This is a genomic window from Aeromonas sp. ASNIH8 (assembly GCF_002919855.1).
GTDB lineage: Bacteria > Pseudomonadota > Gammaproteobacteria > Enterobacterales > Aeromonadaceae > Aeromonas > Aeromonas caviae.
The window spans coordinates 21,248-47,767 of sequence record NZ_PQLN01000025.1 but is presented as its reverse complement, the minus strand read 5'-3'; the positions used below and the strand labels follow the sequence as shown (position 1 = coordinate 47,767).

Sequence of the window (26,520 nt, the reverse complement as noted above, 5' to 3'; positions counted from 1 at the left end):
GGCGAGGGTATGTTGAGACAATGGAGTATCGGTCGGCGTCTGTCGCTGGTGACCCTGATGGTGCTGGCGCTGCTGGGACTGCTGCTGTTCTTCTGCCTGCAGATCTATCAGCAGGGGCTGATGGGTGAGAAGAGCCGCCAGACCCAGGCCCAGGTGGAGACCGCCTACAGCCTGGTGGCGGGGCTGGAAGCCAGGGTGCGCAAGGGGGAGCTGGACGAGGCGAGCGCCAAGGCCGAGGCGCTGGCGCTGATCAAGGGGTTGCGTTACGGCAACGATGACTACTTCTGGATCAACGACAGCCACCCCACCATGGTGATGCACCCCATGAAACCCGAGCTGGACGGCAAGGATCTCTCCGGGGTGGAGGACAAGCAGGGGCTCAGGCTGTTCGTCGCCTTCGCCGATCTGGCCCGGGCCCAGGGCGCGGGGGAGGTGGCCTACTACTGGCCCAAGCCGGGGGTGGACGAACCGGTACGCAAGATCTCCTACATCAAGCGCTTCGCCCCCTGGGACTGGATCATCGGCACCGGCGTCTATGTGGACGACGTCGAGGCCCAGTACCGGGAGGTGCTGCACACCCTGCTGGGGATCGGGCTGGTGCTGGCCCTCCTGCTGTTTGCCGTGGTCGGCCTCATTGTGCGCAGCATCGTCGTGCCCCTCTCCCGCTCGGTCTCGGCCCTTGGCAACATCGCCAGGGGGGAGGGGGATCTGCGGGTACGTCTGCCGGAGTCGGGGCGTGACGAGCTGAGCCAGCTCAGCATCAACTTCAACCTCTTCGCCAGCCAGATGGCGCAGCTGGTGGCCCGCAGCCAGCAGATAGCGGATCAGAACCGGGTGCATGCCCACCAGCTGGCCGAGGTGGTGGAGCGTACCGGCGCCATCGTCACCGGCCAGGAGCAGGATACCCTGCGGGTGGCCAGCGCCATGGAGCAGATGACGGTGAGCAGCCGCGAAGTGGGCCAGCACGCGGCCCAGGCCGCCGACGCGGCGGATTCGGCCCTCAATCTGGCCCAGCATGGCCGCGAGGTGGTGGTCCAGACCCGGGAGTCCATCAGCCAGTTGGCGGACGAGATGGTGGAGACGGTACAGGCGGTGAGCCGCCTTGAGCAGGAGACTCAGCAGATTGGCTCCGTGCTCGACGTCATTCGCGGGGTAGCGGAGCAGACCAACCTGCTGGCCCTCAACGCCGCCATTGAAGCGGCACGGGCCGGGGAGCAGGGGCGCGGCTTTGCGGTGGTCGCCGATGAGGTGCGTACCCTGGCGACCCGCACCCACAGCTCCACCGACGAGATCCGGCAGATGATCCAGCGGCTGCAGGAGGGGGCCGGCAAGGTGGTCAGCGGCATCAGCCAGTTGCAGCAGCTCTCCCGCGCGACGGCGGACAGGGCCGGCGATGCGGATGTCGCCATCAATGCCATCGATGGATCCGTCCACACCATTACTGCCATGAATGGGCAGATTGCCACGGCGGCGGCGGAGCAGAGCCGGGCGGCGGAGGAGATCAACCAGCGGCTGGTGGCCATCACCCAGCTGGCGGCGGATGCCCTGGCCCAGAACCGGCTGACCGAGCAGGCATCCGGGCAACTGGCGCTGGCCTGCGACGAGCTGGGGGCCCTGGTGGCGAAATATCGCATCTGACGGCCTTTATCCCCGCTTTTTCGGGATAAGGCTTGAGTCTGGGGGGCTTTTGGGACACCATCTGCCCCATTCTCGGCCAGCCCTGGCCGACAGCCTGCCATTGCTTTGCAAGAGAGAGACCCCATGAGCAAACTAACTGACAATCTTGACGCCAATTTCCAGCTGTTCATCGAAGAAGTCCGCGAGTCGGGTCAGGTGTGGGGTCTGCGCTACGGTGAAGACTGGGTGGTGTGCCGCTCCGCCGAGTTCGAAGATGCGGACGTGATGCCGCTCTGGTCCGCCGAAGGAGATGCCCGCCTGCACTGCGTGGACGAGTGGGCGGATTACGAGCCGGAAGTGATCGAGCTCGAAGAGTTCCTGGACATCTGGATCAACGATCTGGACGAGGATGACGTGCTGGTCGGCCCGAACTGGAACGCCGATCTGGAAGGTCAGGAGCTCGAGCCCATCGAGCTGGCCAAGGCGCTGGTGGAACTGGACGCCTGAGTCAGCCGACCTGCCGGATTGTGATGAACCGGCCCCCTTCGGGGGGCCGGTTTTTTTATGGCCGCCATGGGCCATGAAAAGGTGATTTGCCTTTGCACCCGTCCCGGGGATGGGTCATCATCAACCCTTTGCCGATCGGGAGGTGCCATGTTTGTCTTTGACGTGACCACGAAGGCGGGGGCGCAGGGGAGGATCCAGGTACAGGCGCTGGACTGGAGCCAGAGCGGCCCGGTGAGCTTTCAGTGTGACAGCGACGAGCTGGCCCTGGTGCTGCTGAGCGGGTGCCGCTGCGATGCCGTGGGGTACTTCAATCTACTGGGGGGCTGCAAGCCGCTCTACGTGGAGCAGTGGCTCACCTATTTGCAGGAGCGTGGCCAGCTGGAGAAGGTCACGGCCCGCCAGGAGAGCCCGTCCCAACCCGATTACCTGACCCGGGCCGGGCTGGCGGATGACGAGCTCAATGCCCTGCTCGGCCAGATCTACAAGGTGGCCGGGTTCAACCGCCTGCAGATCAACCGCTACCTCAAGCATCGCCACAACCCGACCATGCTGGCGACCCGTTACGATCAGAAGGAGCTGGAGCGTTATCGCCAGCTCAACGACATCATTCTGACCCTGTTGAAGCTGAAACCGTCTCCGTGAAGATCCCCATCTGACCGATCTCCGGCCCCAGCTCTTGGGGTCGGGCGATGAGGTAGCCCTGCAAGCCGTCCACATACATGCTCTGCAGCATCTGCTTCTGGCCTATCTGTTCCACCCCTTCCGCGATCACCAGGCAGCCCATGCGATGGGAGACGTCGACGATCATCCGCACGAACTGCTGATTGGTGAGATCCTGCTCCAGCTCGGTGATGAGACCGGGGTCCAGCTTGATGTAGTCGGGTTTGAGCTCGCGAAACAGGCTGAAGGAGCCGATCCCCTTGCCGAAGTTGCAGATGGCCGAGCGGCTGCCGTGGCGCCTGAGCAGCTCGAACAGCCGCCTGGACCCGGTCAGGTTGCGCTCCAGGTGCTCCTCGTCGAGCTCGAACACCAGGTTGGCCCCGATGTCGGGGTCTTTTTGCAACTGGTGATCCAGCCAGATGAGAAAGGCGCTGTTTTGCAGCAGGGAGCCCGGCAGGTTGAGACCCCATCGGCTGTTGTGGCCTCCGAAGGCGCGGTATTGGCGGATGACGTGGCGGATCACCATCTGGGTCAGGCGCAGTACCATGTCCAGCCGCTGCGCCATGGCGAGCAGGGTATCACTTGGCAGCACGGTGCCGTCGCTGCTGCAAAAGCGGGGATAGATCTCGTGATAGGCGAGCATGCCGCGATGCAGGGGCTGGATAGGCTGGCAGGTGAAGCTGATGCTCTCCTGCTCCAGCAGATCGGTCAGCACCTGGGTCCAGTGACGCTGACCCTGCACCTCGACCACCTCGTCGTTCTGCTGGATGGCCCAGCCATTGACCACCTCTGTCTGGGCACGGGCCAGCGCGAGATCCGCCCGGGCCAGAATGGCCTCTATCTTCTGCTCGCTGCTCAGGCGGGTCATGCCCGAGTAGGCGGCACTCTCGAGCTCGTGATCGTGCTGATAGCGATCGAAGGCGAGCTTCAGATCCCGTCCCAGCAGATGGGGCGGGATCTGGGCCAGGGGGGGCAGCAGGACGGCAAAATCGGCCCCCGAGATGCGATAGACCCGGTGGCCCGGGAAGCGGCTGACGGTGTGGCTGATGAGGGCGGCGATGTCCCGGATGTAGGCATCCCCGGACTGGAAGCCGCGCTGGGCGTTGAGGGTCCCGAGCTCGGTGGCGCGGATGAGCACCAGGATGGCGGTCTGGGTGTTTTCCTGTTGCAGCAGCTCGGTCAGATCGCGCCGGAAGGCGTGGCGGTTGCCAAGGCCCGTCATCTCGTCCCGGGTCGCCTGATTGTGCAATTCGGTGATCTGGCGGTGGGCATCGATCTCGGCCTCATTGAAGGACGCAAGGAGCTGGCGCAGAGCCGTTTGTGCCTGTACGCTGTCGAGCATGGCGGGATCCCGCTGCTGCAGCGCCAGCAGCCAGCGTTGCTCCTGCCTTGTCTTTTCCCCACGGCGCACGCTGTGGGTGAGAAAGAGCAGCAGGGCGAATCCCGTCAGGGTGGTCATCAGGACCAGCAGCAGGGTGAGCGGTGAGGCGGGGGGGGCGAGCAGCACTCCCTGCAACAGCAGCATGGGAATGCAGACCAGTGCGCTGACCAGCAGCAGGTTTCCCTCATGTTTATTCAACATCGTTTCATCCTTGATGATGTTCATGATGTAGAAATTCTAACCAAGTCGCTGGCGCAAAACATGAGTACTCACGCAACTCCACGATAAAGCGCCGACGGAATGCAACTAAATGTGAGTGAAAACACTTTCATGGTCTGTAAAAAAAGCGAAGATGGGTTGAAAACAGCCCCAACAGAGCAGAGGTAGATATGTTGCTAGAACCCGTAGACACCGCCAAAGCACGGCAACTATTGAATCAGAGTATGGCCTTGGTGCTCGCAGGGGGACGGGGCAGCCGCCTGAAGCAGTTGACCGATAACCGCGCCAAGCCCGCCGTCCACTTTGGCGGCAAATTCCGTATCATCGACTTCGTGCTCTCCAACTGCATCAACTCCGGCATCCGCCGGGTGGGTGTGGTGACCCAGTACAAGTCCCACAGTCTGTTGCGTCACCTGCAATCGGGCTGGTCTTTCCTGCGCTACCAGATGAACGAGTTCATCGACTTGCTGCCCGCCCAGCAGCGGGTGGACGAGGTGCACTGGTATCGCGGCACCGCAGACGCCATCTACCAGAACGTCGACATCATCCGTGACTACGGTCCCAAGTACATCGTGGTGCTGGCGGGGGATCACATCTACAAGATGGACTACGCCGCCATGCTGCTGGATCACGTGCGCCTCGGCGCCAAGGTGACGGTGGCCTGTATCGAGGTACCACGCTGCGAGGCATCGGCCTTCGGCGTGATGGACATCGACGAGCAACGCAAGATCCGCGCCTTCGTGGAGAAACCGGCCAATCCGCCCGCCATGCCGGGCTGCGAGGATCGCTCGCTGGCCTCCATGGGCATCTACATCTTCGAGGCGGAGTACCTCTACCAGTTGCTGGAAGAGGACATCCACAACCAGGAGTCCAAGCACGACTTCGGCATGGACGTGATCCCGCGCATCGTGGGAGAGGGCAAGGCCTTTGCCCACCCGTTCAACATGTCCTGTGTCGGGGCCAAGGAGGGGCAAAAACCCTACTGGCGCGACGTGGGGACCCTGGATTCGTTCTGGGAGGCGAACATGGACCTTGCCTCCGTGGTGCCCGAGCTCGACATCTATGACGAGAACTGGCCCATCTGGACCAGCCAGAACATGTCGCCACCGGCCAAGTTCGTACAGGACAGAAACGGCCAGCACGGCATGACCATCAACTCCATGTTCGCGGGGGGCTCCATCGTGAGCGGCTCCTTCGTGCTCAACTCGGTGCTGTTCACCAACGTGCGGTTGCACTCCTTCTGTACCCTGGATCAGGCGGTGATCTTCCCCGGGGTCGAGATCGGGGCTGGTTGCCGCTTGCGCCGGGTGGTGGTGGACAAGGGGTGCCAGCTGCCAGACGGCCTGGTGGTGGGGGAGAACGCGGACGAGGATGCACGCCGCTTCTACCGCTCCGAGCAGGGCATCGTGCTGGTGACCAAGCCGATGCTAGCCAAGCTCGGCTAACTTCGTCGACACAGACAAAAAAAGGGAGCCCTGGGCTCCCTTTCTATTGGTGGTCGATTTATTTCTCGCTGACCAGGGCCTTGCCGGCCATCACCATGGCGGTGCCATGCTTGCCACCGGCAGCGGTCACTTGCGGGACGCCATCTTCGTCGGTGTCGCTGCCGGCCCCCTCGATGACGTTCTCGCCGGAGTCGCCGATCCACTCGGCCATCTGCATGCCGCCGTTGACGGTGCCGCGGAACCAGCTCACGTAGCGCTGGGTCAGCTGGGCCAGTTCAAGCTCGGGTGCCTTCTCGGCCCCTTCGTTGCGCAGGTTCAGCATGGCAGAGCGCAGGGCGCCGGAGATAGCGGCCTGGGTCCAGGGGGTGTATTCACCCTGCTTGCCGGCGAGCCAGGTACCGGCCTTGGCATTGAAGTAGGCCTTGTCGGCGGCGATGAAGAGCTCGCGAGCCGCGGTGCGGTACTTGGCATCCGAGGTGGCCAGGAAGGCGGCGGTCAGGCCGCGGATGGCGGCGAACTGCGCGTCGATGGACTGACCGGCGTCAAGCTTGCCGCCCAGGGTCAGACCGTCATGGACCAGGCCGTTCTTGCCCTTTAGGTTGGCGAGGATGAAATCGGCCTGCTTGCGGACCAGTGCGATCGCCTGCTCACCCTGTGGGGTCTTGAGGTTCAGCTCGCCATTGTCACCGGCGGCGTAACCCACCGGTAGCGCATCCTGGGCGCGCTGGAAGATCTGTAGGGCGACTAGGGCGTAGGCGGCGTCGAAGGTGGTGACGTGCCCGGCCTGTTTGCCAGCCTGCCAGCTGTCGACCAGGGTGCCAGCCTTGGGCTCGAAGTGCAGGGCCAGCAGGTTCTTGAAGGTGAGGTTGGAGAGGTTCAGGGCCAGGGAGAAGGCATCGCTGCCCGCCACCGCCTTGCCCAGATCGTTGGTCTGGTTGGCAGCCGGAGCGGCGGCGAACGGGGCACCGTCAAACACGGCGTGGAAGGCCGGGTTCTGATTGGTGTTGGCCGTGCGCTGATCGCTGAAGGCGTAGAACTCGGAGAGGGGCCACAGCAGCATCCAGGCGTCGCGCAACTGGGCGGAGCCGTCCACGACCTCCAGCTTGCCGATGGCACCGGCGTCGTTCTTGCTGGTCTCGGTCACTTTCACCTGATGAGGGAAGTAGACAACCCCCTTGGCCGGATCGTACTGCGGGGTGATTTTGGCGCCCAGGGTCTTGCCGTCAAAGCCGAGCTGATCTTGCAGGATGGCGAGCTTGTCGATGGACTGCTCGGTCAGCATCATGCCGTTGAAGCCGTCGGCGGCAGAAACTCCCAGCTTGTGCTTGCCGTCCTGATCCATGGTGGCGGACGCGGCTTCCACCTCTTCATCGGTCTCGGCCACGTGCATGCCCCCCAGGAAGTCCTGGGACCACATCACTTCCTTGAGCAGGATGCCGCCCACGGCGGCCGGGACCAGCAGGTTGTCACTGCCGCTCCAGCGCAGGGTGGCGTAGTCGCGGAAGTAGGCGGGGACCTGGGTCTTGACGCTCTTCTCGTTGCCCTTGGCGGTCTTGATGGTGATCTGGTCACCGTTGACCGGGGTGGCGTTCACGGCCTGGGCGAACTCCGGGTTGGCGGAGGCGTAGGGCAGGGAGAGGGGATACATGCCCTGGGGAATTTCATCGGCGGGGAAGCCGACGGCCTCGGCCATGGCCAGTACCCGTTTGCCCAGGTCGGCCAGGGTGCCGCCACGGGCCTGGTTTTGCGGCCCGTTTACCAGATGGGGGCCCATGCCGGACTGGTAGTTGAGGGCGTACATTGCCTCTTCGGAGTATTCATAGGATTCGATGCCGGCGGCGAAGTCGAACGGGGTCGGCTCGTCGGCGCGGTTGGCGTCCAGCACATCCAGATCCAGACCGAGGGCCTCGGCCAGCGGCTCGCCGGAGAGCTCGAATTCGGTGTAGGCCAGCATGTTGGCGGCGGTGTTGAACGTCTTGTCCTCCACCTTGACGGCAGCCTGTGCGGCGCTGCTGAGGAGTGCGCAGGCGATCGCCTGCACCAGTACGGTTTTTCTCATGTCCTTCTCACCATATTGTTGATTTTATTATGACGCTTCTCATGAATCTAAATGAGAATGGTGTGCATTATGGGGCAAAGGGCGGGGCTTGAGAAGAAAAAAACCGCGCCCCGGTGGGGTGAAGAGGAGAGGCGCGGCGGCAGGCGTCACATCAGTTTGAAAGGGATGACCAGTCGGCCCGGCTCCACCTTGAGGGCTTCGACCTTGTCCTTGATCCGCGCCTCGTTCTGGCGGCTGCCATCGAGCCGGTAGACGGGGGTCTGGGAGAGGAACAGGGAGAGGGACTGGTTGAAGGTGGGCAAGAGCGGGGAGAGGGCGGTGCCCACGTCCGCCGGCTCGGTCTTGACAGAGATGAGCTCGAGATCGCGCAGATAGATGGCGCCCTGTTCGGCCACGTAGTCGGGGCGGGCACTCAGGGAGAGGCGGATCTTCATCTGCTGGCTGCCCAGCGGGCTCGCCACCTGCAGCTCGCCGGCGGCATCCAGCTCGACCTTGTCGGCCTGGCTGCGGCCGATGCGGCTTTGCATGTCATCGAGTCGGATCTTGCTCGACATGATGCCGGGGATCCCCAGCTGTTTCTCGAAGGCGACTCGCTCCTTGAGGTACTGGTTGATCTCTCCTTCACTGACGCTGTATTGGGTCAGCGAGCAGGCCGCCAGCAGCAGGACGAAGGGGAGCAGAAGCAGGTGTTTCAACATGGGAGGGTTCCATTTTCGGGGCTGTCACAAGAGGTGGCGCCATCTTAGAGGCAAAGCGGGTTGGCCGCCAGTGGGGCCGCCCTGACCGGTTTCTGTCGCATCCCCCATATGGGGATGGCAATCCGTTTTCATTCGAGTAGCTATTTCCCTTCACCGCCAGCAGGCCCGCCCTGGCGTCATCCCCGACATACCCACAGACAAGCTCCTGTTTTAACGATGCAAAATCCCATTGACCCCGCGATTTCAAAGCGAGTATTTTACCGCCGCACAAAGTCAAATTGATAATCATTATCATTTTGAATCTTCCTTGAGGGTATGACGTGAAGACTCGAGTAATGGACAATGGCACACCTGCCGAGGCGAAGATGTCGCCTGATTTCTTGTTTACCTCGTGTCAGGGCACGATCAGTGCCACTGACCTGGGGCAACCCATCACCACCCCCGCCTGCGAGTGGCCCCTGCTGGCACAGCAGATAACCCTGGCCCTCGATGCCGCCAGGGCTGCCGGCCAGACCAACCCTCTGCTGATCGGTGCTTTTGCGTTCGACCCGGCGGAGGCCTCCTGCCTCTATGTGCCCGGCAACTATAAGCGGGGCGAGAAACTGGCCCCGACAGAGCCGTCATCGGTGACAGCGGTTGAGCAGGCCCCCGAGGCCAACGGGGTCATCTCGGTGCAGAGCACCCCGCCGGCCAGCGAATTCCAGGCCTCGGTCAGTGCGGCGCTGGATGCGTTTGCACAAGGTCGGCTCGCCAAGGTGGTGCTGTCGCGCAAACTCACCCTTACCCTGCACCAGCCCGCTGACCCTAAGCAGGTGATGGCCCGTTTGATGGCCCAGAATCCCCACGCCTTCCACTTCTCCCTGCCGCTCGGCCAGGGTCGCCGACTGCTCGGTGCCAGTCCGGAGCTGCTGCTGCGGGTCAGCGGGGGAGAGGTGTTCACCCACCCGTTGGCGGGTTCCGCCCGTCGGGCGAGCGAACCGGCGCAAGACGAAATGGTGGCCCGGGATCTGCTGGCTTCTCGCAAGGATCAGCATGAACACAAGTTGGTGATCGACGAAATCCGCCGGGTGCTGACCCCCCACTGCCGCGAGCTGGCGATCCCCGCTCATCCCTCGTTGATGAGCACAGATACCCTCTGGCATCTGGGCACCCCCATCGCTGGCCGGCTCAATGGCGGCGAGGCATCGGTGCTCTCCTTGGCCTGCCAGCTGCATCCCACCCCGGCCCTGTGCGGCTATCCCACTGATCTGGCCCGCCAGTTCATCCGCGAGCAGGAGCCCTTCCGGCGCGCCCTGTTCAGCGGCATCGTTGGCTGGTGCGACAACCAGGGCAACGGCGAGTGGGCCGTGGTGATCCGCTGCGGCGTGCTCGATGGCCATCAGGTCGAGCTGTTTGCCGGCGCCGGTATCGTCGCGGGCTCGGATCCCGCCATGGAGTGGGCCGAGACCGGCACCAAGCTGGGCACCATGCTCAAGGCACTGGGCCTGGGCTTGGAGGTGGCGCAATGAGCCAATTCAACCGCTTCCTGCCCTATACCCGCTGGCCCGACGAATTGGCCCAGCGTTACCGCGCCAAGGGTTATTGGCGCGGCGAGCCGCTGACCGCCATGCTGGCGCGTCAGTGCGAGCTGGCACCTGACGTCGAGGCCATCCTCTGCGGTGAGCGTCGCTTCAGCTATGGCGAGCTGGACGCCGCCTCGAGCCGGCTGGCCGCGAATCTGGCCTGCCACGGCCTGGGGGTGGGGGATACCGCGCTGGTGCAGCTCCCCAACGTGGCCGAGTTCTATCTGGTGTTCTTCGCCATGCTCAAGGCCGGCATCGCGCCGGTCAACGCGCTCTTTAGCCACAACCGGCTGGAGCTGGCCTCTTACGCCGAGCAGATCCGGCCCCGCCTCTTTATCGGCTCGCTGACCCACCCGCAGTTTGCGAGCAAGGGTCGCGAGAGCGAGCTGCTGGCAAGCATCGGCGCCGAACTGGTGCTGCTGGATGGCGACGCAGGAGAGTTGGGGCTGACCCGCTGGCTTTGCGAGGGGGATGAGGGGAGCTCCCCATCCGTTTCTTTTGCCCCGACCCCGGCGAACGAGGTGGCCTTCTTCCAGCTCTCCGGTGGCAGCACCGGCACCCCCAAGCTCATCCCCCGCACCCACGATGACTACCTGTACAGCGTGCGCCGCAGCAATGAAATCTGTGAATTGGGGCCCCATACCCGCTATCTGTGCGCCCTGCCGGCGCCCCACAACTTCCCCCTGAGCTCCCCTGGCGCCCTGGGGGTGTTCGAGGCGGGCGGCACTGTGGTGCTCGCCTCCGACCCCAGCCCCATCAGCTGTTTCCCGCTGATTGCCCGCCACCGGGTCAATCTCACCTCGCTGGTGCCGCCGGCGGTCTCGCTCTGGCTGCAGGCCGCGGAAGCGGATCCCACAGCGCGCACCCAACTGGCGAGCCTCGACTTGCTGCAAGTGGGCGGCGCCAAGCTGGGGGAGGCGGTGGCCAGCAAGATTGGGCCGCTGCTCGGTTGCCGGCTGCAGCAGGTGTTCGGCATGGCGGAAGGGCTGGTCAATTACACCCGGCTGGACGACCACGACGAGAAGGTGATCCATACCCAGGGCTGCCCCATGAGCCCGGACGACGAGGTGCGCATCCTCGATGAGGCGGGCAATCCGGTTGCCCCCGGCGAGTCTGGCGCCCTGCACACCCGTGGCCCCTATACCTTCCGCGGCTACTACCAGAGCCCGGCCCACAACGCCCGGGTGTTCGATAGCGAGGGTTTCTACTGCTCCGGCGACCTGGTAGTACAGGATGCCGATGGCTACCTCACCGTGGTGGGGCGGCAGAAGGATCAGATCAACCGGGGCGGCGAGAAGATCGCGGCGGAAGAGGTGGAAAACCAGCTGCTGCACCACCCTGCCATCACCCATGCGGCCCTGGTCTCCATGCCCGACAGCGCCATGGGGGAGAAGAGCTGCGCCTTTATCGTCAGCACGGATCCCGCCTTGAAGCCGCTGGCCTTGCGCAAGTTTCTGCGCGAGCGCGGGGTGGCGGACTTCAAGCTGCCCGACCGTTTCGAAACCCTGGATGCCCTGCCCATGACGGCGGTGGGCAAGATTGACAAGCAGGGGCTGCGGGCGCGCATTGCGCACGCCATCGCCGCCAGCAAACCCCTGACAACAGCATAAAACTAAAAAGGAATCATGACGTTATGGCTATCCCAACCCTGAACAATTACGCCATGCCCAGCCAGTGGAAGGCCAACAAGGTCAACTGGTCTCTGGATCCCAAGCGCGCCGCCCTGCTGATCCACGACATGCAGGAGTACTTCACCGCCTTCTATGGCGAAAACAGCCCGCTGATTGCGGCGCTCACCGAGCAGCTGGCCGCCGTGCGCAAGCAGTGCAAGGCCCTCGGCATTCCGGTCTTCTACACCGCCCAGCCCAAGGATCAATCCCCTGAAGATCGCGCCCTGCTGAGCGACATGTGGGGCCCGGGTCTCAACAAGCGGCCCGAGCAGCAGCAGGTGGTGGCAGCGCTGCGCCCAGAGCGGGACGACACCGTGCTGGTCAAGTGGCGCTACAGCGCCTTCCAGCGCTCCGAGCTGGAGCAGATGCTCAAAGCGCTGGGGCGGGATCAGCTGATCATCGGCGGCATCTACGGCCATATCGGCTGCATGATGACCGCCTGCGACGCCTTCATGCGCGACATCCAGCCCTTCTTCCTGGCGGACGGGGTGGCGGACTTCTCCCTGGCCGACCACCAGATGGCGCTCGACTACGTGGCGACCCGTTGCGGCAAGGTGATCCCCTGCGAGGAGGTGCTGGCCCTCGCCCCTGCCTCCGCTTCTGCCGCCCAGACCAGTCAGCTGCCCACCAATCCGTTGCTGACGTATGAGGGGCTCAAGGCGCGGCTGCTGAGTCATATCGACGAGGATGAAGGGGAGTTTGACCCTGACGAGAACCTCATCGACTACGGTCTGGATTCGGTGCGGATCATGGCCCTGCTCACCGAGTGGCGCGCCGCCGGGGTGGAGCTCGGCTTCGTGGATCTCGCCAAGCTGCCGACCCTCAACGGCTGGTGGCGCCTGATCGAAGCCAGGCTGGCAGCCCAGGCGCTGGAGGTGACCCCATGAATCGCTTCCCCTTGACCATCCCCCAGCAGGGGCTCTGGTCCGGACATCTGCTCAACGACGACAAGGCGATGTTCAACACCGCCGAGTGCATCGCCTTCGACGGCAAGGTCGAGGCGGCCGTGCTGGCCGCGGCCCTTGCCAAGGCGGTAGGGGAGTGCGAGGCGCTCAAGGGCCACTTCGAAGACGATAAGGAGGCGGTCTGCTTCGTCTCGCATGAGCTGCCCCTAGCCTATGAAGAAATCTCCCTCGAGCACGATGACGAGACGCTGGCCCGCGCCTGGGCCTGGGCCGATCTGCGCCGCCCGTTCGAGCTGACCCAAGAGGCACCCTGCCGTTTCGCCCTGCTGCGCGGCCCCGGCCGCGATTATCTCTACAGCTGCGTGCACCACATCGCCCTCGACGGCTTTGGCACCACCTTGCTGTTCCAGCGCATCGCCGAACTGTATGCAGAGGGGCTGGCCGGTGAGATGAACTCCCCATCCCCCTTCGGCTCGTTGGCTGAAGTGCTGGCAGAAGAGGCGAGCCGCGAGCAGAGCGGCAAGAACGACGCCGCCCGCGCCTTCTGGCAGGAGCAGCTGCAAGGCTGGCCCGAGGTGAAGTCCTTTGGCGAGACCCGCGCACCGATCGCCGCCGAATTTATCCGCGAGAGCCGTCCGCTGCCGGCGGCGCTCTGGCAATCCCTGACCGGCTTTGCCGACGAGCACAAGCTGGGTTGGCCCGATCTGCTGCTGGCCGGTCTCTCGGCCCAGCTGTCGCTGTCGAGCGGCCAGGATAAGACCCTGCTCGGCCTGATGATGATGAACCGCATCGGCTCGGCGTCGCTGACCGTACCCTGCATGCAGATGAACATCACCCCCCTTGCTCTGGAGCTCGAAGAGGGGCTGGATCTGGCGGAGGCCGCCGGCGCCGTGGCCAAGGCCAAGCGCGGGGTGCGCAAGCACCAGCACTACCGTTACGAGCTGTTGCGCCGCGACCTTGGCCTGGTGGGGGGCGACAAGCGGCTGTTCGGCCCGCTGGTCAACATCATGCCGTTTGATCACGCTCGCCGCTTCGGGCCGCTATCTGCCCATATTCTCAACATCAGCGCCGGCCCGGTGGAGGATCTCACCATCGAGGTGCAGGTTGGCGTTGATGGCCAGCCCAGACTGGATCTGGACGCCAACCCCGGCTGCTACCAGCAGGGGGATCTGGCAGCCATCGCCGATACCCTGTTTGCCCTGCTGGGCCGCTGGCTGGCCGAGCCTGCCCGGACTCTGGGGACGCTCAAGGCCGACTGGCTGGCCGAGCAGCGAGCCAGCGCCCTGATCGCCGGCCCCTCCCATGAAGTGATCAAGGCTCGGCCTGTGCTGGAGGCGCTCTGCCATTTCGCCGCCCAGACCCCGGACAAGATTGCCTTGATTCAGAGCACGGCGCAGGGAGAGGCCCGCTTCAGCTACGAGGCGCTGCTGGCCAGAGCCGAACAGATGGCGGCCGCCCTGCAAGCCGCAGGCGTCGTCCCCGGCGACAAGGTGGGGGTCATGCTGGCCCGCACCCCCCAGGCCATCTTCGCCCAACTGGCGGTACTGCTGGCGGGCGCCGTCTATATGCCCCTCGACCCCGAGCAGCCGCTGGAGCGTCAGGGCCATATCCTGCGACTGGGGGAGGTCAAGACCCTGATCACCCAGGCCGAGTACCGCCACAAGCTGGCCAGCCTGTTTGAGGGGCGCACCCTGCTGGCGGGGGATCTGGTGAGTGATAACCGCTTGAACCAGCCGGCCGCCGGCCGCGCCGTCGCCTACCTGATGTTCACCTCGGGCTCGACCGGCCTGCCCAAGGGAGTGGCGGTGAGCCACGGCGCGCTGGATCACTTCGCCGCCGCCGCCCACTGCCGTTATCACCTGGATGAAGAGGCGCGGATGCTGCAATTCGCCCCCTTCAACTTCGACGCCAGCATCGAGGAGGTGTTCGCCACCCTGAGTGCCGGTGCCACCCTGGTGCTGCGCACCGACGCCCTGCTTGAATCCATGCCCGCCTTTGCGGCCGGGGTGGAGCAGATGGGGATCACCCACCTCGACCTGCCCACCGCGTTCTGGAACGAGTGGGTGGTGGCGCTGACGGCGGGTCAGGCCCACATTCCTGCCGGGCTTACCACCGTCATCATCGGCGGCGAGGCGGTCTACCCCGAGCAACTGGCCCAGTGGCAGCGCCAGGGCCGCTCCGATGTGCGCCTGTTCAACACCTACGGCCCCACCGAAACGACCGTGGTGGTGACCACCCAGGAGCTGCAACAGGAAGACCCGAGCCAGGCCCAGTTGCCCATAGGCCTGCCGCTGCCCGGCATGCAGGCGCTCATCCTGGGGGCGGGGGAGCAACCCGCCAAGGAAGGCGAGCTGGTGCTGCTCGGCCCGCAGCTGGCCAACGGCTATGTGGGGGGCGTGCAAGGGAGCTTTGGCACCCTGCGGGTTGGCGCGGAGCAGATGCCCGTCTATCGCACCGGCGATCGGGTGCGCCTGGTGGATGGCCGGCTGGTCTATCTGGGTCGGCGCGACAACGAGTTCAAGATAAGCGGCTATCGCATCCAGCCCGGTGAGGTGGAGGCCCAACTGCTGGCCCTGCCGGGGGTGGACGAGGCGTGCGTGCAGGGGGTGAGCATCGGCAGCGTGCGCCGGCTGGTGGCCTTCGTGGCGGGGGCGGAGCGCGACAGCCGGGTCATCAAGGCGCAACTGGCCAAGGTGTTGCCCGCAGCCATGATCCCCACCGACTATCGCCACTATGACCAGCTGCCCCGCACCGGCTCCAACAAGCTGGATCGCAAGGCCCTGCTGGCCGCCTACCAGGCGGGCGGCGAAGCCCTGACCCTGGGCAGCGAGACCGAGAACCGGGTCGGCGCCATCTGGCAGCAGATCCTGGGGCTCGCCACCATGGCGCCCACGGACAACTTCTTCGAACTGGGGGGCCAGTCCCTGCAGACCATCCAGATCGTCAACCGGCTCGGCGCCGAGTTCGGGGTGCAGGTCAAGGTCTCTGACGTGTTCGATCACCCGCGCCTCGACGACTTCTGCCGTTTCCTCGACGGCCTGCTTGCCGAGGACGAAGAGAGCGTGGAGATGGTGTGGTGATGGATAAGGAGCAACAAGCAATGACCTTTGATTTCACTGGCAAGCGGGTCTGGGTGACCGGAGCCGGGCGCGGCATCGGCCGTGAGGTGGCGACGCAGTTCGTGGCGGCCGGCGCATCCGTGGTGGGGCTGGATCTGGCGTTTCCCGAAGCTGACTACCCCTATGCCACCCGGCTGCTCGATATTGGCGACTCGAAGGCGGTCAACGCCTGCTGCGCAGCGCTGCTGGCGGACGGCGGGCTCGATGTGCTGGTGAACGGGGCCGGGGTGCTGCGCCTCGGCCCCACCGAGACTCTGAGCGATGACGACTGGCACGACTGCATGACGGTCAACGCCAGCGGTGTCTTCTATCTGCTGCGGGCCCTGGTGCCCCACTTCAAGGGGCAGCGGCGCGGTGCCATCGTCACCATCGGCTCCAACGCCGCCCATGTGCCGCGCATGCAGATGGCGGCCTATTGCGCCTCCAAGGCGGCGGTCACCAGCCTGACCCAGACGGTGGGGCTGGAGCTGGCCCCCTTCGGCGTGCGCGCCAACCTGGTGTCGCCGGGCTCGACGGATACCCCCATGCTGCGCGGCATGCTGCCAAGCGAGGAGGCCATGGCCCGCACCATTGCCGGGTTGCCGGAGCAGTTCAAGCTCGGCATCCCCTTGCGCAAGGTCGCCACCCCGGCGGAGATCGCCCATACCGTCCTCTTCCTGGCCTCGGATCTGGCCAGCCACATCACGCTGCAGGATCTGGTCGTCGACGGCGGCGCCACCCTGAGTGCCTGAGGCTTGAGAAACAGATGAACAATATGATTTTGCTGTTGAAACAGCTGGAACGGCAGGGAGTGAAGCTTGGGCTGAACGAGAAAGGCCAGCTTATCTCCCAGTCGAGCAAGGAGGCGGTGACACCGGCCATCGGCGCCACCATCAAGGCCCACAAGGATGAGCTGGTGCGCTGCCTGGCGGCCCGCGCCGCTTTCGAAGAACCTATCGCCACCGAGGGCGCCCGGCAGGGGCCGCTCTCCTCGTCCCAGAGCGGGCTCTGGTTTATCGAGCAGTATGAGGAGGCCTCCCACCTCTACAACATGCCGGTCTATTTTCGCGTCAAGGGAGAGCTGGACACGGTGGCACTGGAGTTTGCCTTCGACCACCTGTTTGCCCGCCACCCCAGCATGCGCACCCGCTTCATCAAGGACGAGGCGGGCAGGGGGGCCCAGGAGATCCTGCCCCACACGCCCTTCAAGCTGCAGCTTGAGGACGTGAGCACAGAGCCCATTGCCGAGCGGGAGGCCTATGTGGCCCGCCGGGTGCGCGAGGAGATCGGGCGCCCCTTCTCCCTGACCAAAGGGGATCTGAGTCGGGTGCATCTTATTCGGCTGGGCAGCCGCGAACACGTACTGCTGATCACCCAGCACCACATCATCTCCGACGGCTGGTCGGTCAAGAACATGTTCGCGGATCTCAAGCGTGCCTTTCTTGCCCATCAGAACCGCGAGCCCCTGCAGGTGAGCGAGCTGCCGCTTACCTACATCGACTATGCCCGCTGGTTCAACTCGCCGCGTTTTCTCGATTATCACGCCGAGTTCAAGCCGTTCTGGGTCGACCGGCTCGGTGGCAGCCCCGAGGTGCACGGTCTGCCGCTCGACAAGCCGCGCCCGGCCCATCAGGACAGCGGCGGCGAGCTGGTCTTCTCCACCATCGAGAGCGACCTGTGGGAGAGTTTCAAGCGTCTCTGTCAGCGCCACAGCACCTCCAACTTCATCGGTCTGCACGCCCTGTTTGCCCTGCTGATGGTGCGCCAGAGCGGCGAGAAGGAGGTGGTGATCGGCACCCCGCTCGCCTATCGCGAGCGCCACGAGATCGAGTCGCTGGTGGGCTTTTTCGTCAATACCCTGGTGCTGCGCACTCAACTCAGCGGCAAGCCCAGCTTTGTCGACTATCTGCAGCAGTGCCGGGAGGAGGATCTGGCGGCCTTCGATCACCAGCTCTACCGCTTCGAGGCGCTGGCCGAGGCCATCGGCGCGGATCGCACCACCGCCATCAACCCCATCTTCCAGATCATGCTGGTCTATCAGGCCAAGGTGGACTTCAACGATCTCATCCCCGGTTGCCAGCTGGTGGAGGAGACCTCGCCTGTGTTGCCGGCCAAGACCGACATTTCGGTCAAGGTGACCGAGCTGATGGACTCCGTCCGGGTGGACTGGCTGTTCGCCACCGCCCTGTTCGAGCAGGAGACCATCCAGGCTTATGCCGATCGCCTGCTGCACCTGATGCGCGCCGTGGTGGCGGCCCCCGAGACCGACATCTGGCAACTGCCGCTGGAGGCGGGCACCGACCAGGCCGCGCTGGCCGCCGAGCTTGCAGACCTGCCGCCGGATTACCCGAGCCGCGACACCCTGCTCTGTCATATCGAGCGGCGCGCTATTCAGTTACCGGACGCGTTGGCGGTCAGCGACGGCGCGCAATCGTTGACCTATGGCGAGCTGGAGGTGCGTGCCAACCAGTTGGCTCACTGGCTGCTGGCTCAGGGCGTCACCTCGGGCGCCGCCATCGGCATCCAGGCCAGGCGCGATGTCGCCTTCGTCATCGCCCTGCTCGCCTGCTGGAAGGCGGGGGCGGCCTATGTACCGCTGGATCCTGCCTATCCCGCCGAGCGACTGGCCCATATCCTCACCGACGCGGGCATCAACCTGGTGCTGGGGGGCGTGCCGGACCCGCACCTTGGCGAGGCGCTGGCGGGAACGACTGCCGAATATCACGATCTGCACGGGCTTGCGCTGGACAAGATGCCAACCAGCACGCCCGCACTGCCCCGGGACGCCGCCATGCTGGCCCAGATCATCTACACCTCCGGCAGCACCGGCCTGCCCAAGGGGGTCATGGTGGAGCAGGGCAGCCTGGTCAACCTGATGGCGGATCACGGTGATCGCATCGCCCTTGGGAAGGGTGGCGCCATGTTCAACTGCATGTCCCTCTCGTTTGATGCCGGCAACATGACCAGCTTGCTGCCGCTCTACTGCGGCGCGGCCCTGTACTTTGGCGAGCCGGGCGAGGGGGTGATCAGTGCCGCGATCGCTTGTGGTGCCAGCCACATGATCCTGCCCACGGCGCTGTTGGCAAATCTATTGCCCCCGGCGGAACTCGGTTCCCTCAAGGCCATCGGTTTTGGCGGCGAGGCGTGCCCGAGCAGCCTGGTGGAGCGTTGGGGGGAGCGGGTGGCGCTGTTCAACATGTACGGCCCGACCGAGTGCACCGTCACCGCGCTCTGCGCGCGGCTCACCCCGGGGGCGCCCATCACCATAGGTCGACCCGTCAACCACCTGAAGGCGCTGATCCTGGATGAGGCGGGCAACCTCTGCCCGGTGGGGGTCCCCGGCGAGCTCTGCCTGGCGGGGCTGGGGCTGGCCCGTGGCTACCTCAATCTGCCAGAGCGCACCCAGGAGGCCTTTATCGAGCTGGCGCTGGCGGAACGTACCCATCGCCTCTATCGCACCGGCGATCGGGCCCTGCTGCGCCGCGACGGCAACATCCAGTATCTGGGCCGGATAGACGAGCAGATCAAGCTGCGCGGCTATCGCATCGAGCCGGGGGAGATAGAGACCCGGCTCGCCGAATTGTGCCCGGCGATGCGCCAGATCAAGGTGGTGGTGCAGGAGGGGCGCCTGCTCGCTTACGCCTGTCTGCAGGCCGGGGCGAGCGAGCCCGACGGCGATGCCCTGCTGCAGCGGGCCGGCGAGTGCCTGCCCGAATACATGGTGCCGGCGCGCCTCTGCTGGCTGCCCGAGATCCCGCTCACCCCCAACGGCAAGCTGGACTTGCGCCGCCTGCCCGCCATCGTCTGGCAGCAGAGCAAGGGCGAGCCGCAAAACGAACTGGAGCAGACCGTGCTCGCCATCTGGCAAGGGGTGCTCAAGCAACCGCTCGGGGTGGAGGATGACTTCTTCCGCTTGGGCGGTGACTCCATCCTCAGCATCCAGCTCACCACCCGGTTGCGGGATGCGGGGCTGCACTGCAGCGTGAAGGACGTGTTCGAAGCCAAGACGGTGCGCCGCCTCTGCCGCCAGCTCGGCCAGCAGCAGGCGGTCAGCCACAGGAGCGAGCAGGGCAGCCTGACCGGCGAGTTCCCGCTCCACCCCATTCAGCACTGGTTCTTCGAACAGGGCTTTGCCAAGTCCGGTCACTGGAACCAGGGGGTGATCCTGCGCCTGCCGGCCGGGGTGGATGATGAGGCCCTGCGCGGCTGGCTGGATACCCTGCGCCAGCACCACGATGCCCTGCGCCTGGCGGTGACCCCGACCGGCCAGCGCTACCTGGCCGAACTGCCATTGCCGCCGTTGCCGACCCTGGATGCCGCCAATCTCGATGAGGTCGAGCTGCAGGCCCGCCTGACCGAGCTGCAGGGAGATTTCGACCCTGCCAGCGGTCACACTTTGGCCTGGGCCCGCCTGCGCAATATCTCTTTGGAGGGCGAGTGCGAGACGGTGGAGGGACTCTTCCTTGCCTTCCATCATCTGGTCATCGATGCGGTCTCCTGGCGCATTCTGGCCGAAGATCTGGCACGGGTGAGCAGGGGTGAGCCGCTGCCCGCCAAGGGCAGCAGCTATCGCCAGTGGGGTGAGGGGCTCGCGGCCTACGCCAAACGGGAAGAGGATCAGCTTGGCTTCTGGCTGGCTCAGGGAGAGGGCAGCCAGGGTCACCTGCTGATCGCTGCGCGCGCCACCGATGGCCGCGCCGCCGCCAGCCTGCTGCAACTGAGTCAGGAGACCACGGCTCGGCTCATCGACGCCGCCAACCAGGCCTACTTTACCCGGGTGCCCGACCTGCTGCTGGCGGCCCTGACCCGTACCCTGAGCGAGCTGGGTTACGGCAATCGTCACTGCGTGATGCTGGAAGGACACGGCCGCGAGGCCATCGATGCTGAACTGGACGTGAGCCGTACTCTGGGCTGGTTCACCAGCACCTACCCGCTGGCGCTGGCGGATGCCAAGGAGTGGGATGCGCTGGTGTGCGCCACCAAGGAACAGCTGCGCGCCGTGCCGGACAAGGGGGTGGGCTTCAACGCCCTGCGACTGCACCACCCCCGTGGTTGGGCACTGCCCGAAGCCCTGATCGTCTTCAACTACCTGGGGGTCAGCCATCAGGGCGAGGCCGCTCAGCCCTGGCAGCCCCTGCCGCTGGCGCCGGGGGCACCTACGTCCCCTGACAACCTGCCGCGGGAACTGGTCAGTCTGCATGGGGGCGTGTTTGATGGCCGCCTCACCCTGCGCCAGGTGGGCGCCCTCAACCAGCAAGGGAGCGACGCTCTGATGGCGCGGCTGGCGGACAACCTGACGGCGCTGGTGGAGCACTGCTGCAACCTGAAGGCGCCGCGCCATACCCCGAGCGACTTCCCGGGGCTTGACCTCTCGCAAGCTGGGCTCGATCGGGTGCTGGCCGGGCGCGAGGTGGAGACCCTGCTGCCCATGACCTCGCTTCAGCAGAGCATGTTCCATCACAGGGCGCTGCTGCCCCGGGATCACGCCTATCACCTGCAGACCGAGATGGACTATCACCAGCCGCTGGACGTGGCGGTCTACCGTCAGGCCTGGCAGGGGCAGATTGCCCGCTGGCCGGCCCTTCGCAGCGAACTGGTACTGGCGGACGGGGTGGCGCTGCAGCGCATTCTCAAGCACGCCGAGTTGCCATTCCACTATGAGGACTTGTCCGAGGTGGGAAATGCAGAGACACGGGTCCAGGCATACCGCGAGCAGGATCTGGCCCGCCCGATCCCGCTGGAGCAGGCCCCCCTGCTGCGCCTTGCCTGTTTCAAATTGGCCCCCGATCACCACAAGGTGATCTTCAGCGCCCATCACGGCGTGCTGGATGGCTGGAGCGGTCCCGTGTTGCTGGGCTCCCTGCATCGCGGCTATCAGGCGCTGATGAACGGCCTGCTGCCACAAGCCGAGCCGGATACCGCCTGGCTCGAATTTGGCGGCCATATCGCCAGCCAAGCCCGCAGCGCCGAGGCTTACTGGCAGGGGCGTGGCGAGCTGCTAACAAAGCCTAACGATCTCGCCTGCCTGTTCGGGGTGACGCTGGACGCTGGCTCAAGCGGGCGCCATACCCAGCAGCGACCGGCGGTGTGCGCTAGGGTGTTGCCGGCCGAGGTGGCGACCCTGCTCGCCCATCGTGCCCGCGACCTTGGCGTGACCGCGGGCCTGTTGGCCCAATATGCCTGGCACCGTCTGCTGGCACGCCGCTCTGGCGATGCCGTCACTCTGGTGGGCAACGTGACCCCGGGCCGGGATTACCCCATCGAGGGGATCACCGCGAGCGTCGGGCTCTATATCAACAGCCTGCCGTTGGCCCTGGCGTGGCGCACCGAGCTGACCCTGGCCGAGCATATCGCCCGGTTGCAGGCCGATCTGATGGCACTCAACGAGCACGGCACCCAGTCGCTGGCGGCACTGACCAAAGGCCGGGCGCGTCTGTTTCAGAGTCTGTTCGTGTTCGAGAACTACCCCATACCGGCGGCCCCTGTCGCCCCCGAACCTCACCAGCTGGTGCCACGCTTTGGCACCGTGGTGGAGAAGGTGGAGCTGCCGCTCTCCTTGGTGGTCAGCAGCCGGGGTGAGACGCTCCAGCTGCGCCTCGAGTTCGATGGCGAGCAGATCCCCGAGGCACGGGCAGAGGCGGTGCTGGCTGACTGGCTGGTCGAGCTCGGCTGGCTGGCGCAGGCGGATCTGAGCCAACCGGCCAGTGTGGTGGCGACGGCACTGCCCCCGGTGATGCCGCAGGTGGTCGCCACCAGGACGGAGCCCGGTCTGGCTCAGCCGCCGGCCGAGGCCCGCGTGCTGGTGGCTCTGTGGGAGCGCCAGTGTGGCGTGCCCGGCATCTGGCAGCAGACCTTGTGTGAACTCGGGGTGGATTCGGTGCAGCAGCTCGCCCTGCTGGCGGCCCTCAACGAGGCGTTTGGCCAGGAGCGGGCGCCGCTCAGCCTGCAGACCCTCAAGGCCCATCCATCCCCCAGCCGGCTCTATCGGCACTGGCTGGTGCGCCAAACGGAGGCCGCACTATGACGGTGACCATCAAGCATAAGGCTCAACTCGTGCAAACCCGGCCCGCCCCCCGTGAGGGGGCGGCCAACCTGGGTGCGCGGCTGGCCGCCTGTCTGGCCGCCAGTCCGCTGGCCCCCGCCATCCGTATGGGCGGGGAGGGCATCAGTGAGGGCGGATCAGATGAGCAGTGGCTCAGCTACGGCGCGCTCAATGTCAGGGTCGGCGAGATTGCCGCCCGATTGCAGGGGCTGGCGGTGGGGGAGCGGGTCGGCCTCTATCTCTCCCGCAGCCCCGATCTGGTGGCCAGCCTGCTGGCCTGCCTGCGGCTCGGTCTCACCTTCGTGCCCCTTGAGCCGGACTTTCCGGTGGAGCGGCTGCAGGGGATCGCACGCCAGGCGCGCCTGTCGGCGGTGATCTGCGACGGCGACAGGCCGGCTCCCGCCTTCGGCTGTCCGCTGCGTACCCTCGATGGCCCGGCAGCGGCAGGGCCCGTCTCCTGGCCCCAGGTGGATGACGCCCTGGCTGCCTACATGATGTTTACCTCGGGTTCCACCGGCGAGCCCAAGGGGGTGGTCATCAGCCGGCGGGCCCTGCTCTGCTTCCTCGACGGGATCCGCGAGCGGCTCGGGCTTTCACCTGGCTGCCACTGGCTCTTCATCACCACCCCGGCCTTCGACATCTCGCTGCTGGAGATGCTGGGGCCGCTCTGGGGCGGTGGCCGGCTGACGGTGGCCGGCGGTGAGCACAACAAGGATCCCCTGGGGATGCTGGCCCTGCTCGAGGCCGACCCCTCCATCAACTGGCTGCAGGCCACCCCGGCCTGCTGGCGCATGCTGCTCAAGGCGGGCTGGCAGGGGCGCAATACCCTCACCGCCCTGTGCGGTGGCGAGGCGCTGGACTCAGGGTTGGCCGAGCAGCTCTGTGCCCGCACCCGGCGGCTGTGGAACTGCTACGGGCCGACCGAGGCCACCGTCTGGTCGCTGGTGAGCGAGGTGCGCTGGCCGCCGGTTGGCGGGCAGATCACCATCAGCCACAGCCTGCCCGGCTATCGTCACTGGGTGCTGGACGAGGCGGGGCAGCCGGTGGCAGAGGGGGAGTGCGGCGAGCTCTGCATCGAGAGCCCGGCCCTGTGCGAGGGGTACTGGCGCAAGCCTGCCTTGACCAGCGCGGCCTTCCTGCGCCTTGCCACCCACCGCCTCTATCGCACCGGCGATCGGGTGCGCCTCCTTGGGGCGGACCGCTTCCTCTATCTGGGACGGCGCGACGATCAGGTCAAGCTGCGGGGCTTTCGCATCGAGCTCGGGGAGGTGGAGGCGGGGCTGCGCCGCCAGGCCGGGGTGCAGGAGGCGGCGGTGCGTCTGGTGGGTGAGGGGGACGATGCCATGCTGGTGGGCTACGTGGAGGCGAAAAGCGGGGTGACTCTCAATCGCCTCGCCCTGCGCAAGGGGCTGCAGGCGACGCTGCCGCACTACATGGTGCCGGCGCGGCTCATCCTGCTGGATGCCCTGCCCAAGACCGGCAGCGGCAAGCTCGACAGAAAGGCGCTGCCATTACCGGGGTGACAAAGGGCTTGCAGGCTCGATGCCTCAATAACAGGGTGCTGGCACGGATCCTCTTGCTGGATGCCCTGCCCAAGACCGGCAGTGGCAAGCTCGACAGAAAGGCGTTGCCTTTGCATGAGTAAGCTGTCTTGCCGGATGGTAAGAGCGATGGATAAAAAGAAGCCCGCATCATGCGGGCTTCTTGTTGGCTGTAAACCGAGGGGGCTTAGTGAGCGATGGGGGCGGCATCCGGTTTGGTGAGCAGGCGCTCGACGTCGTCGATCACCTTGAGGGCCGCCTGGGGGCCGCCGGTGGAGGTCCAGAGAGACCCGTCCACGGCGCCGAAGCGCTTGCCCTTGATGGCGCCGAGCTGCTGGAAGGCCGGGGTCTGCTCGGCCTGCTTCATGGCATCCACCGCATCCCCGCTGGTGCTGAGGGTGCCGATCACCAGCCAGTCACCGTCCAGCAGGTTGAGGGATTCGAGGCTCAGGGCCGGGGAGTGGGGGCTCTTGTCGCCAATCTGGTGGGACGGTCGGGTGAGCCCCATCTCGGTGACCACGCTGCTGGCAAAGGTGCCGCCGTGCATGTAGCTCGGCCCCTTGGGGTTCCAGCGCACTATGCTCATCTGCTCCCCCTGATGCTTGGCGAGCTTGCTGCGGGCCTCTGCCAGGCGGGCCTCATACCGGGTGAGGAACGCCTTGGCCTCGGCCCCCCGGTTCATCGCGTCGGCGCTGCGACCGAACACGGTTTTCCAGGGCTCGCCCCAGTTGCCGGTGACGACGGTAGGGGCGATCTCCTTGAGCAGGGCCAGGAGCTCGGGCTTGGTCTGGCCGGTGAGGATGAGGTCCGGCTCCAGATCGATGAGGGTCTCCAGATTGGGGTTGTCCAGATCCCCGACCACGGCGATCTCCTTGCCCGCCTTGTCCAGCAGATAGCGGGGCAGGGTGGACTGGCCGCGTCCATTGACGGTGCCTACCGGCTGCACCCCCAGAGTCAGGGCGCTGTCGAGATCGAGTTCGCTCAACACGACGACCCGCCGGGGCGCATCGGGGACGCTCTGGGACTGGCCGTTGGCATCGATGACCTGGCGGCTGCCCGCCTGGGCCTGGAAGCCCGTCAGGCTGGCCAGCATGAGCAAGGTGGCCAGCGGGGAGAAGATCTTCATGGTGACATCCTTATGGGTGAAATCGGTGGGCCGGAGTCTGTGAAAAGTGCCTGAGAGCCGCCCGGCCAGCCCCGAATGGGCGGGGACATGCTACCACAAAGCAAGTGAGAAGCGTTGTCATTTGTGTTTGTGGCATGACCTCGGCTTGCTTTGGTACCATCGCAGGCCCCTGTCAGGAGCCTTTCATGTTGCCTCGTTGTCCCTCACTCGATGGACCCTTTGTCCGTCAATTCGATACCTTGTGCCTGCCGGGTCTTGAGACGCTGCCTCTTCATCGGGTCTGTTTTGATCCCGCAGCCTTCTCGCCGGAGTGCTTTGGGGCGCAGGGCATCATCCTGCCTGCTTCATTGCAGGGGGCTGCCCCCAGGCGCCTCGGGGAGTTTCTGGCAGGGCGTCTCGCAGCCCGTGAGGCCCTGCGACCCTTCGGTCTTGCAGGATGCAGCGTGGCCATCGGCGCTGCCCGGGAGCCACTCTGGCCTGAAGGGGTGGAGGGGAGCATCAGCCACAGCCGGCTGGCGGGAGAGGGGGTGGCCCTGTGTGCGGTGCGTCCGGGCCAGGAGGGAATCGGGCTGGATCTGGAGGCCTGGCTCGATGGCGACCAAGGGGCGCAGCTCTGGCCCGGCATCATGGATGGGGAGGAGTGGGGGCGGCTGGAGGCGGGGGTTCACGACGCCCAGCTGAGCCTGGCAGAGGGACTGACCCTGGTGTTTTCCGCCAAGGAAAGCCTCTTCAAGGGGCTCTATTCCCGGGTGGGGCGCTACTTTGACTTTCTCGATGCCCGCTGGCTCGCCATGACGGCGCAGACTCTCACCCTGGAGCTCAAATGCCCGCTGACACCGACCCTGCCAGCTGGCTGGCGCTGCACCCTGCACTGGCAAGCCCTGCCGGGGGGCGTGCTCACCGTCTTGCTGCTGTGAGCACGATGCCAGCGCCCGGATAACGCCAACGCAAAGCCCAGAGAAAGAAACCGCCATCAGGCGGGTTCTTTCT

At 65.6% G+C, this 26,520-nt stretch carries 16 protein-coding genes; 12 read left to right on the top strand and 4 right to left on the bottom strand.

Translation table 11 applies throughout. From position 1 onward, the window contains the following. Positions 1 to 9 precede the first annotated feature (9 nt). The 3 genes from C3418_RS08870 to C3418_RS08860 all read left to right on the top strand — a co-directional run bounded on the left by C3418_RS08870 (position 10) and on the right by C3418_RS08860 (position 2,766). Positions 10 to 1,638, top strand: a complete 1,629-nt coding sequence (locus tag C3418_RS08870; protein ID WP_039038910.1) for a methyl-accepting chemotaxis protein — start codon at positions 10 to 12, stop codon at positions 1,636 to 1,638. A gap of 123 nt (positions 1,639 to 1,761) precedes the next feature. Beyond that, positions 1,762 to 2,124, top strand: a complete 363-nt coding sequence (locus C3418_RS08865) for a DUF2750 domain-containing protein (RefSeq protein ID WP_010674427.1) — start codon at positions 1,762 to 1,764, stop codon at positions 2,122 to 2,124. 147 nt (positions 2,125 to 2,271) lie between these two features. Continuing rightward, positions 2,272 to 2,766 (top strand): hypothetical protein, encoded by a 495-nt coding sequence (locus C3418_RS08860; RefSeq protein WP_010674428.1) that lies wholly within the window; start codon positions 2,272 to 2,274, stop codon positions 2,764 to 2,766. Here C3418_RS08860 and C3418_RS08855 read toward each other — a convergent pair. After that, the gene (locus C3418_RS08855; RefSeq protein WP_052815268.1) at positions 2,729 to 4,366 is read right to left on the bottom strand and encodes an EAL domain-containing protein; all 1,638 of its coding nucleotides are present in this window, start codon (positions 4,364 to 4,366) and stop codon (positions 2,729 to 2,731) included. The genes C3418_RS08860 and C3418_RS08855 overlap by 38 nt on opposite strands. Positions 4,367 to 4,554: 188 nt before the next feature. Between C3418_RS08855 and glgC the strand changes: the two genes are divergently transcribed. Continuing rightward, positions 4,555 to 5,829 carry a glucose-1-phosphate adenylyltransferase gene (gene glgC, locus C3418_RS08850; protein ID WP_052815267.1) on the top strand — a complete coding sequence of 425 codons (1,275 nt, stop codon included), beginning with the start codon at positions 4,555 to 4,557 and terminating at the stop codon, positions 5,827 to 5,829. Positions 5,830 to 5,887: 58 nt separating this feature from the next. Here glgC and C3418_RS08845 read toward each other — a convergent pair whose 3' ends face one another. Together C3418_RS08845 and C3418_RS08840 are read right to left on the bottom strand one after the other, a co-directional pair. Then, the gene (locus tag C3418_RS08845) at positions 5,888 to 7,888 is read right to left on the bottom strand and encodes a hypothetical protein (RefSeq protein WP_052815266.1); all 2,001 of its coding nucleotides are present in this window, start codon (positions 7,886 to 7,888) and stop codon (positions 5,888 to 5,890) included. Between the two features lie 146 nt (positions 7,889 to 8,034). Then, positions 8,035 to 8,586: a lipoprotein gene (locus tag C3418_RS08840; protein ID WP_010674432.1), complete on the bottom strand. Its 552-nt coding sequence runs from the start codon at positions 8,584 to 8,586 to the stop codon at positions 8,035 to 8,037. Between the two features lie 335 nt (positions 8,587 to 8,921). Between C3418_RS08840 and C3418_RS08835 the strand changes: the two genes are divergently transcribed. From C3418_RS08835 to amoH, 7 genes are read left to right on the top strand one after another with little or no spacing between them, the layout of a single operon-like run. Beyond that, a complete protein-coding gene (locus C3418_RS08835) occupies positions 8,922 to 10,094 on the top strand; it encodes an isochorismate synthase MenF (RefSeq protein ID WP_010674433.1) in 1,173 nt (390 codons plus the stop codon). Beyond that, positions 10,091 to 11,758, top strand: coding sequence for a (2,3-dihydroxybenzoyl)adenylate synthase (locus C3418_RS08830; RefSeq protein WP_010674434.1), 1,668 nt, complete (start codon positions 10,091 to 10,093; stop codon positions 11,756 to 11,758). The genes C3418_RS08835 and C3418_RS08830 overlap by 4 nt, the downstream gene beginning before the upstream one ends. Before the next feature lie 23 nt (positions 11,759 to 11,781). Beyond that, positions 11,782 to 12,705, top strand: a complete 924-nt coding sequence (amoB, locus tag C3418_RS08825) for an amonabactin biosynthesis bifunctional protein AmoB (protein ID WP_010674435.1) — start codon at positions 11,782 to 11,784, stop codon at positions 12,703 to 12,705. Beyond that, positions 12,702 to 15,803, top strand: coding sequence for an amonabactin biosynthesis non-ribosomal peptide synthetase AmoF (gene amoF / locus C3418_RS08820; RefSeq protein WP_010674436.1), 3,102 nt, complete (start codon positions 12,702 to 12,704; stop codon positions 15,801 to 15,803). Before amoB ends, amoF begins: the two co-directional genes overlap by 4 nt. 20 nt (positions 15,804 to 15,823) lie before the next feature. After that, the gene (gene amoA / locus C3418_RS08815; RefSeq protein ID WP_010674437.1) at positions 15,824 to 16,573 is read left to right on the top strand and encodes an amonabactin biosynthesis protein AmoA; all 750 of its coding nucleotides are present in this window, start codon (positions 15,824 to 15,826) and stop codon (positions 16,571 to 16,573) included. Positions 16,574 to 16,587: 14 nt separating this feature from the next. After that, positions 16,588 to 22,845, top strand: coding sequence for an amonabactin biosynthesis non-ribosomal peptide synthetase AmoG (amoG, locus tag C3418_RS08810; RefSeq protein ID WP_103858315.1), 6,258 nt, complete (start codon positions 16,588 to 16,590; stop codon positions 22,843 to 22,845). Next, the gene (gene amoH, locus C3418_RS08805) at positions 22,842 to 24,386 is read left to right on the top strand and encodes an amonabactin biosynthesis glycine adenylation protein AmoH (protein WP_010674439.1); all 1,545 of its coding nucleotides are present in this window, start codon (positions 22,842 to 22,844) and stop codon (positions 24,384 to 24,386) included. Before amoG ends, amoH begins: the two co-directional genes overlap by 4 nt. Positions 24,387 to 24,591: 205 nt before the next feature. Here the strand turns inward: amoH and C3418_RS08800 are convergent, their stop codons facing one another. Further along, complete coding sequence (locus tag C3418_RS08800) at positions 24,592 to 25,530, bottom strand: iron-siderophore ABC transporter substrate-binding protein (RefSeq protein ID WP_010674440.1); 939 nt, start codon at positions 25,528 to 25,530, stop codon at positions 24,592 to 24,594. A 185-nt stretch (positions 25,531 to 25,715) separates the two neighbouring features. Between C3418_RS08800 and C3418_RS08795 the strand changes: the two genes are divergently transcribed. Then, the gene (locus C3418_RS08795) at positions 25,716 to 26,447 is read left to right on the top strand and encodes a 4'-phosphopantetheinyl transferase (protein ID WP_029314400.1); all 732 of its coding nucleotides are present in this window, start codon (positions 25,716 to 25,718) and stop codon (positions 26,445 to 26,447) included. The last annotated feature ends 73 nt before the right edge of the window (positions 26,448 to 26,520 follow it).

What these genes read in the sequence shown, in the direction of transcription:
- C3418_RS08870 (WP_039038910.1), top strand. Translation starts at nt 10, where the DNA reads ATGTTGAGACAATGGAGTATCGGTCGGCGTCTGTCGCTGGTGACCCTG.
- C3418_RS08865 (WP_010674427.1), top strand. Translation starts at nt 1,762, where the DNA reads ATGAGCAAACTAACTGACAATCTTGACGCCAATTTCCAGCTGTTCATC.
- C3418_RS08860 (WP_010674428.1), top strand. Translation starts at nt 2,272, where the DNA reads ATGTTTGTCTTTGACGTGACCACGAAGGCGGGGGCGCAGGGGAGGATC.
- C3418_RS08855 (WP_052815268.1), bottom strand. Translation starts at nt 4,366, where the DNA reads ATGTTGAATAAACATGAGGGAAACCTGCTGCTGGTCAGCGCACTGGTC.
- glgC (WP_052815267.1), top strand. Translation starts at nt 4,555, where the DNA reads ATGTTGCTAGAACCCGTAGACACCGCCAAAGCACGGCAACTATTGAAT.
- C3418_RS08845 (WP_052815266.1), bottom strand. Translation starts at nt 7,888, where the DNA reads ATGAGAAAAACCGTACTGGTGCAGGCGATCGCCTGCGCACTCCTCAGC.
- C3418_RS08840 (WP_010674432.1), bottom strand. Translation starts at nt 8,586, where the DNA reads ATGTTGAAACACCTGCTTCTGCTCCCCTTCGTCCTGCTGCTGGCGGCC.
- C3418_RS08835 (WP_010674433.1), top strand. Translation starts at nt 8,922, where the DNA reads ATGGACAATGGCACACCTGCCGAGGCGAAGATGTCGCCTGATTTCTTG.
- C3418_RS08830 (WP_010674434.1), top strand. Translation starts at nt 10,091, where the DNA reads ATGAGCCAATTCAACCGCTTCCTGCCCTATACCCGCTGGCCCGACGAA.
- amoB (WP_010674435.1), top strand. Translation starts at nt 11,782, where the DNA reads ATGGCTATCCCAACCCTGAACAATTACGCCATGCCCAGCCAGTGGAAG.
- amoF (WP_010674436.1), top strand. Translation starts at nt 12,702, where the DNA reads ATGAATCGCTTCCCCTTGACCATCCCCCAGCAGGGGCTCTGGTCCGGA.
- amoA (WP_010674437.1), top strand. Translation starts at nt 15,824, where the DNA reads ATGACCTTTGATTTCACTGGCAAGCGGGTCTGGGTGACCGGAGCCGGG.
- amoG (WP_103858315.1), top strand. Translation starts at nt 16,588, where the DNA reads ATGAACAATATGATTTTGCTGTTGAAACAGCTGGAACGGCAGGGAGTG.
- amoH (WP_010674439.1), top strand. Translation starts at nt 22,842, where the DNA reads ATGACGGTGACCATCAAGCATAAGGCTCAACTCGTGCAAACCCGGCCC.
- C3418_RS08800 (WP_010674440.1), bottom strand. Translation starts at nt 25,530, where the DNA reads ATGAAGATCTTCTCCCCGCTGGCCACCTTGCTCATGCTGGCCAGCCTG.
- C3418_RS08795 (WP_029314400.1), top strand. Translation starts at nt 25,716, where the DNA reads ATGTTGCCTCGTTGTCCCTCACTCGATGGACCCTTTGTCCGTCAATTC.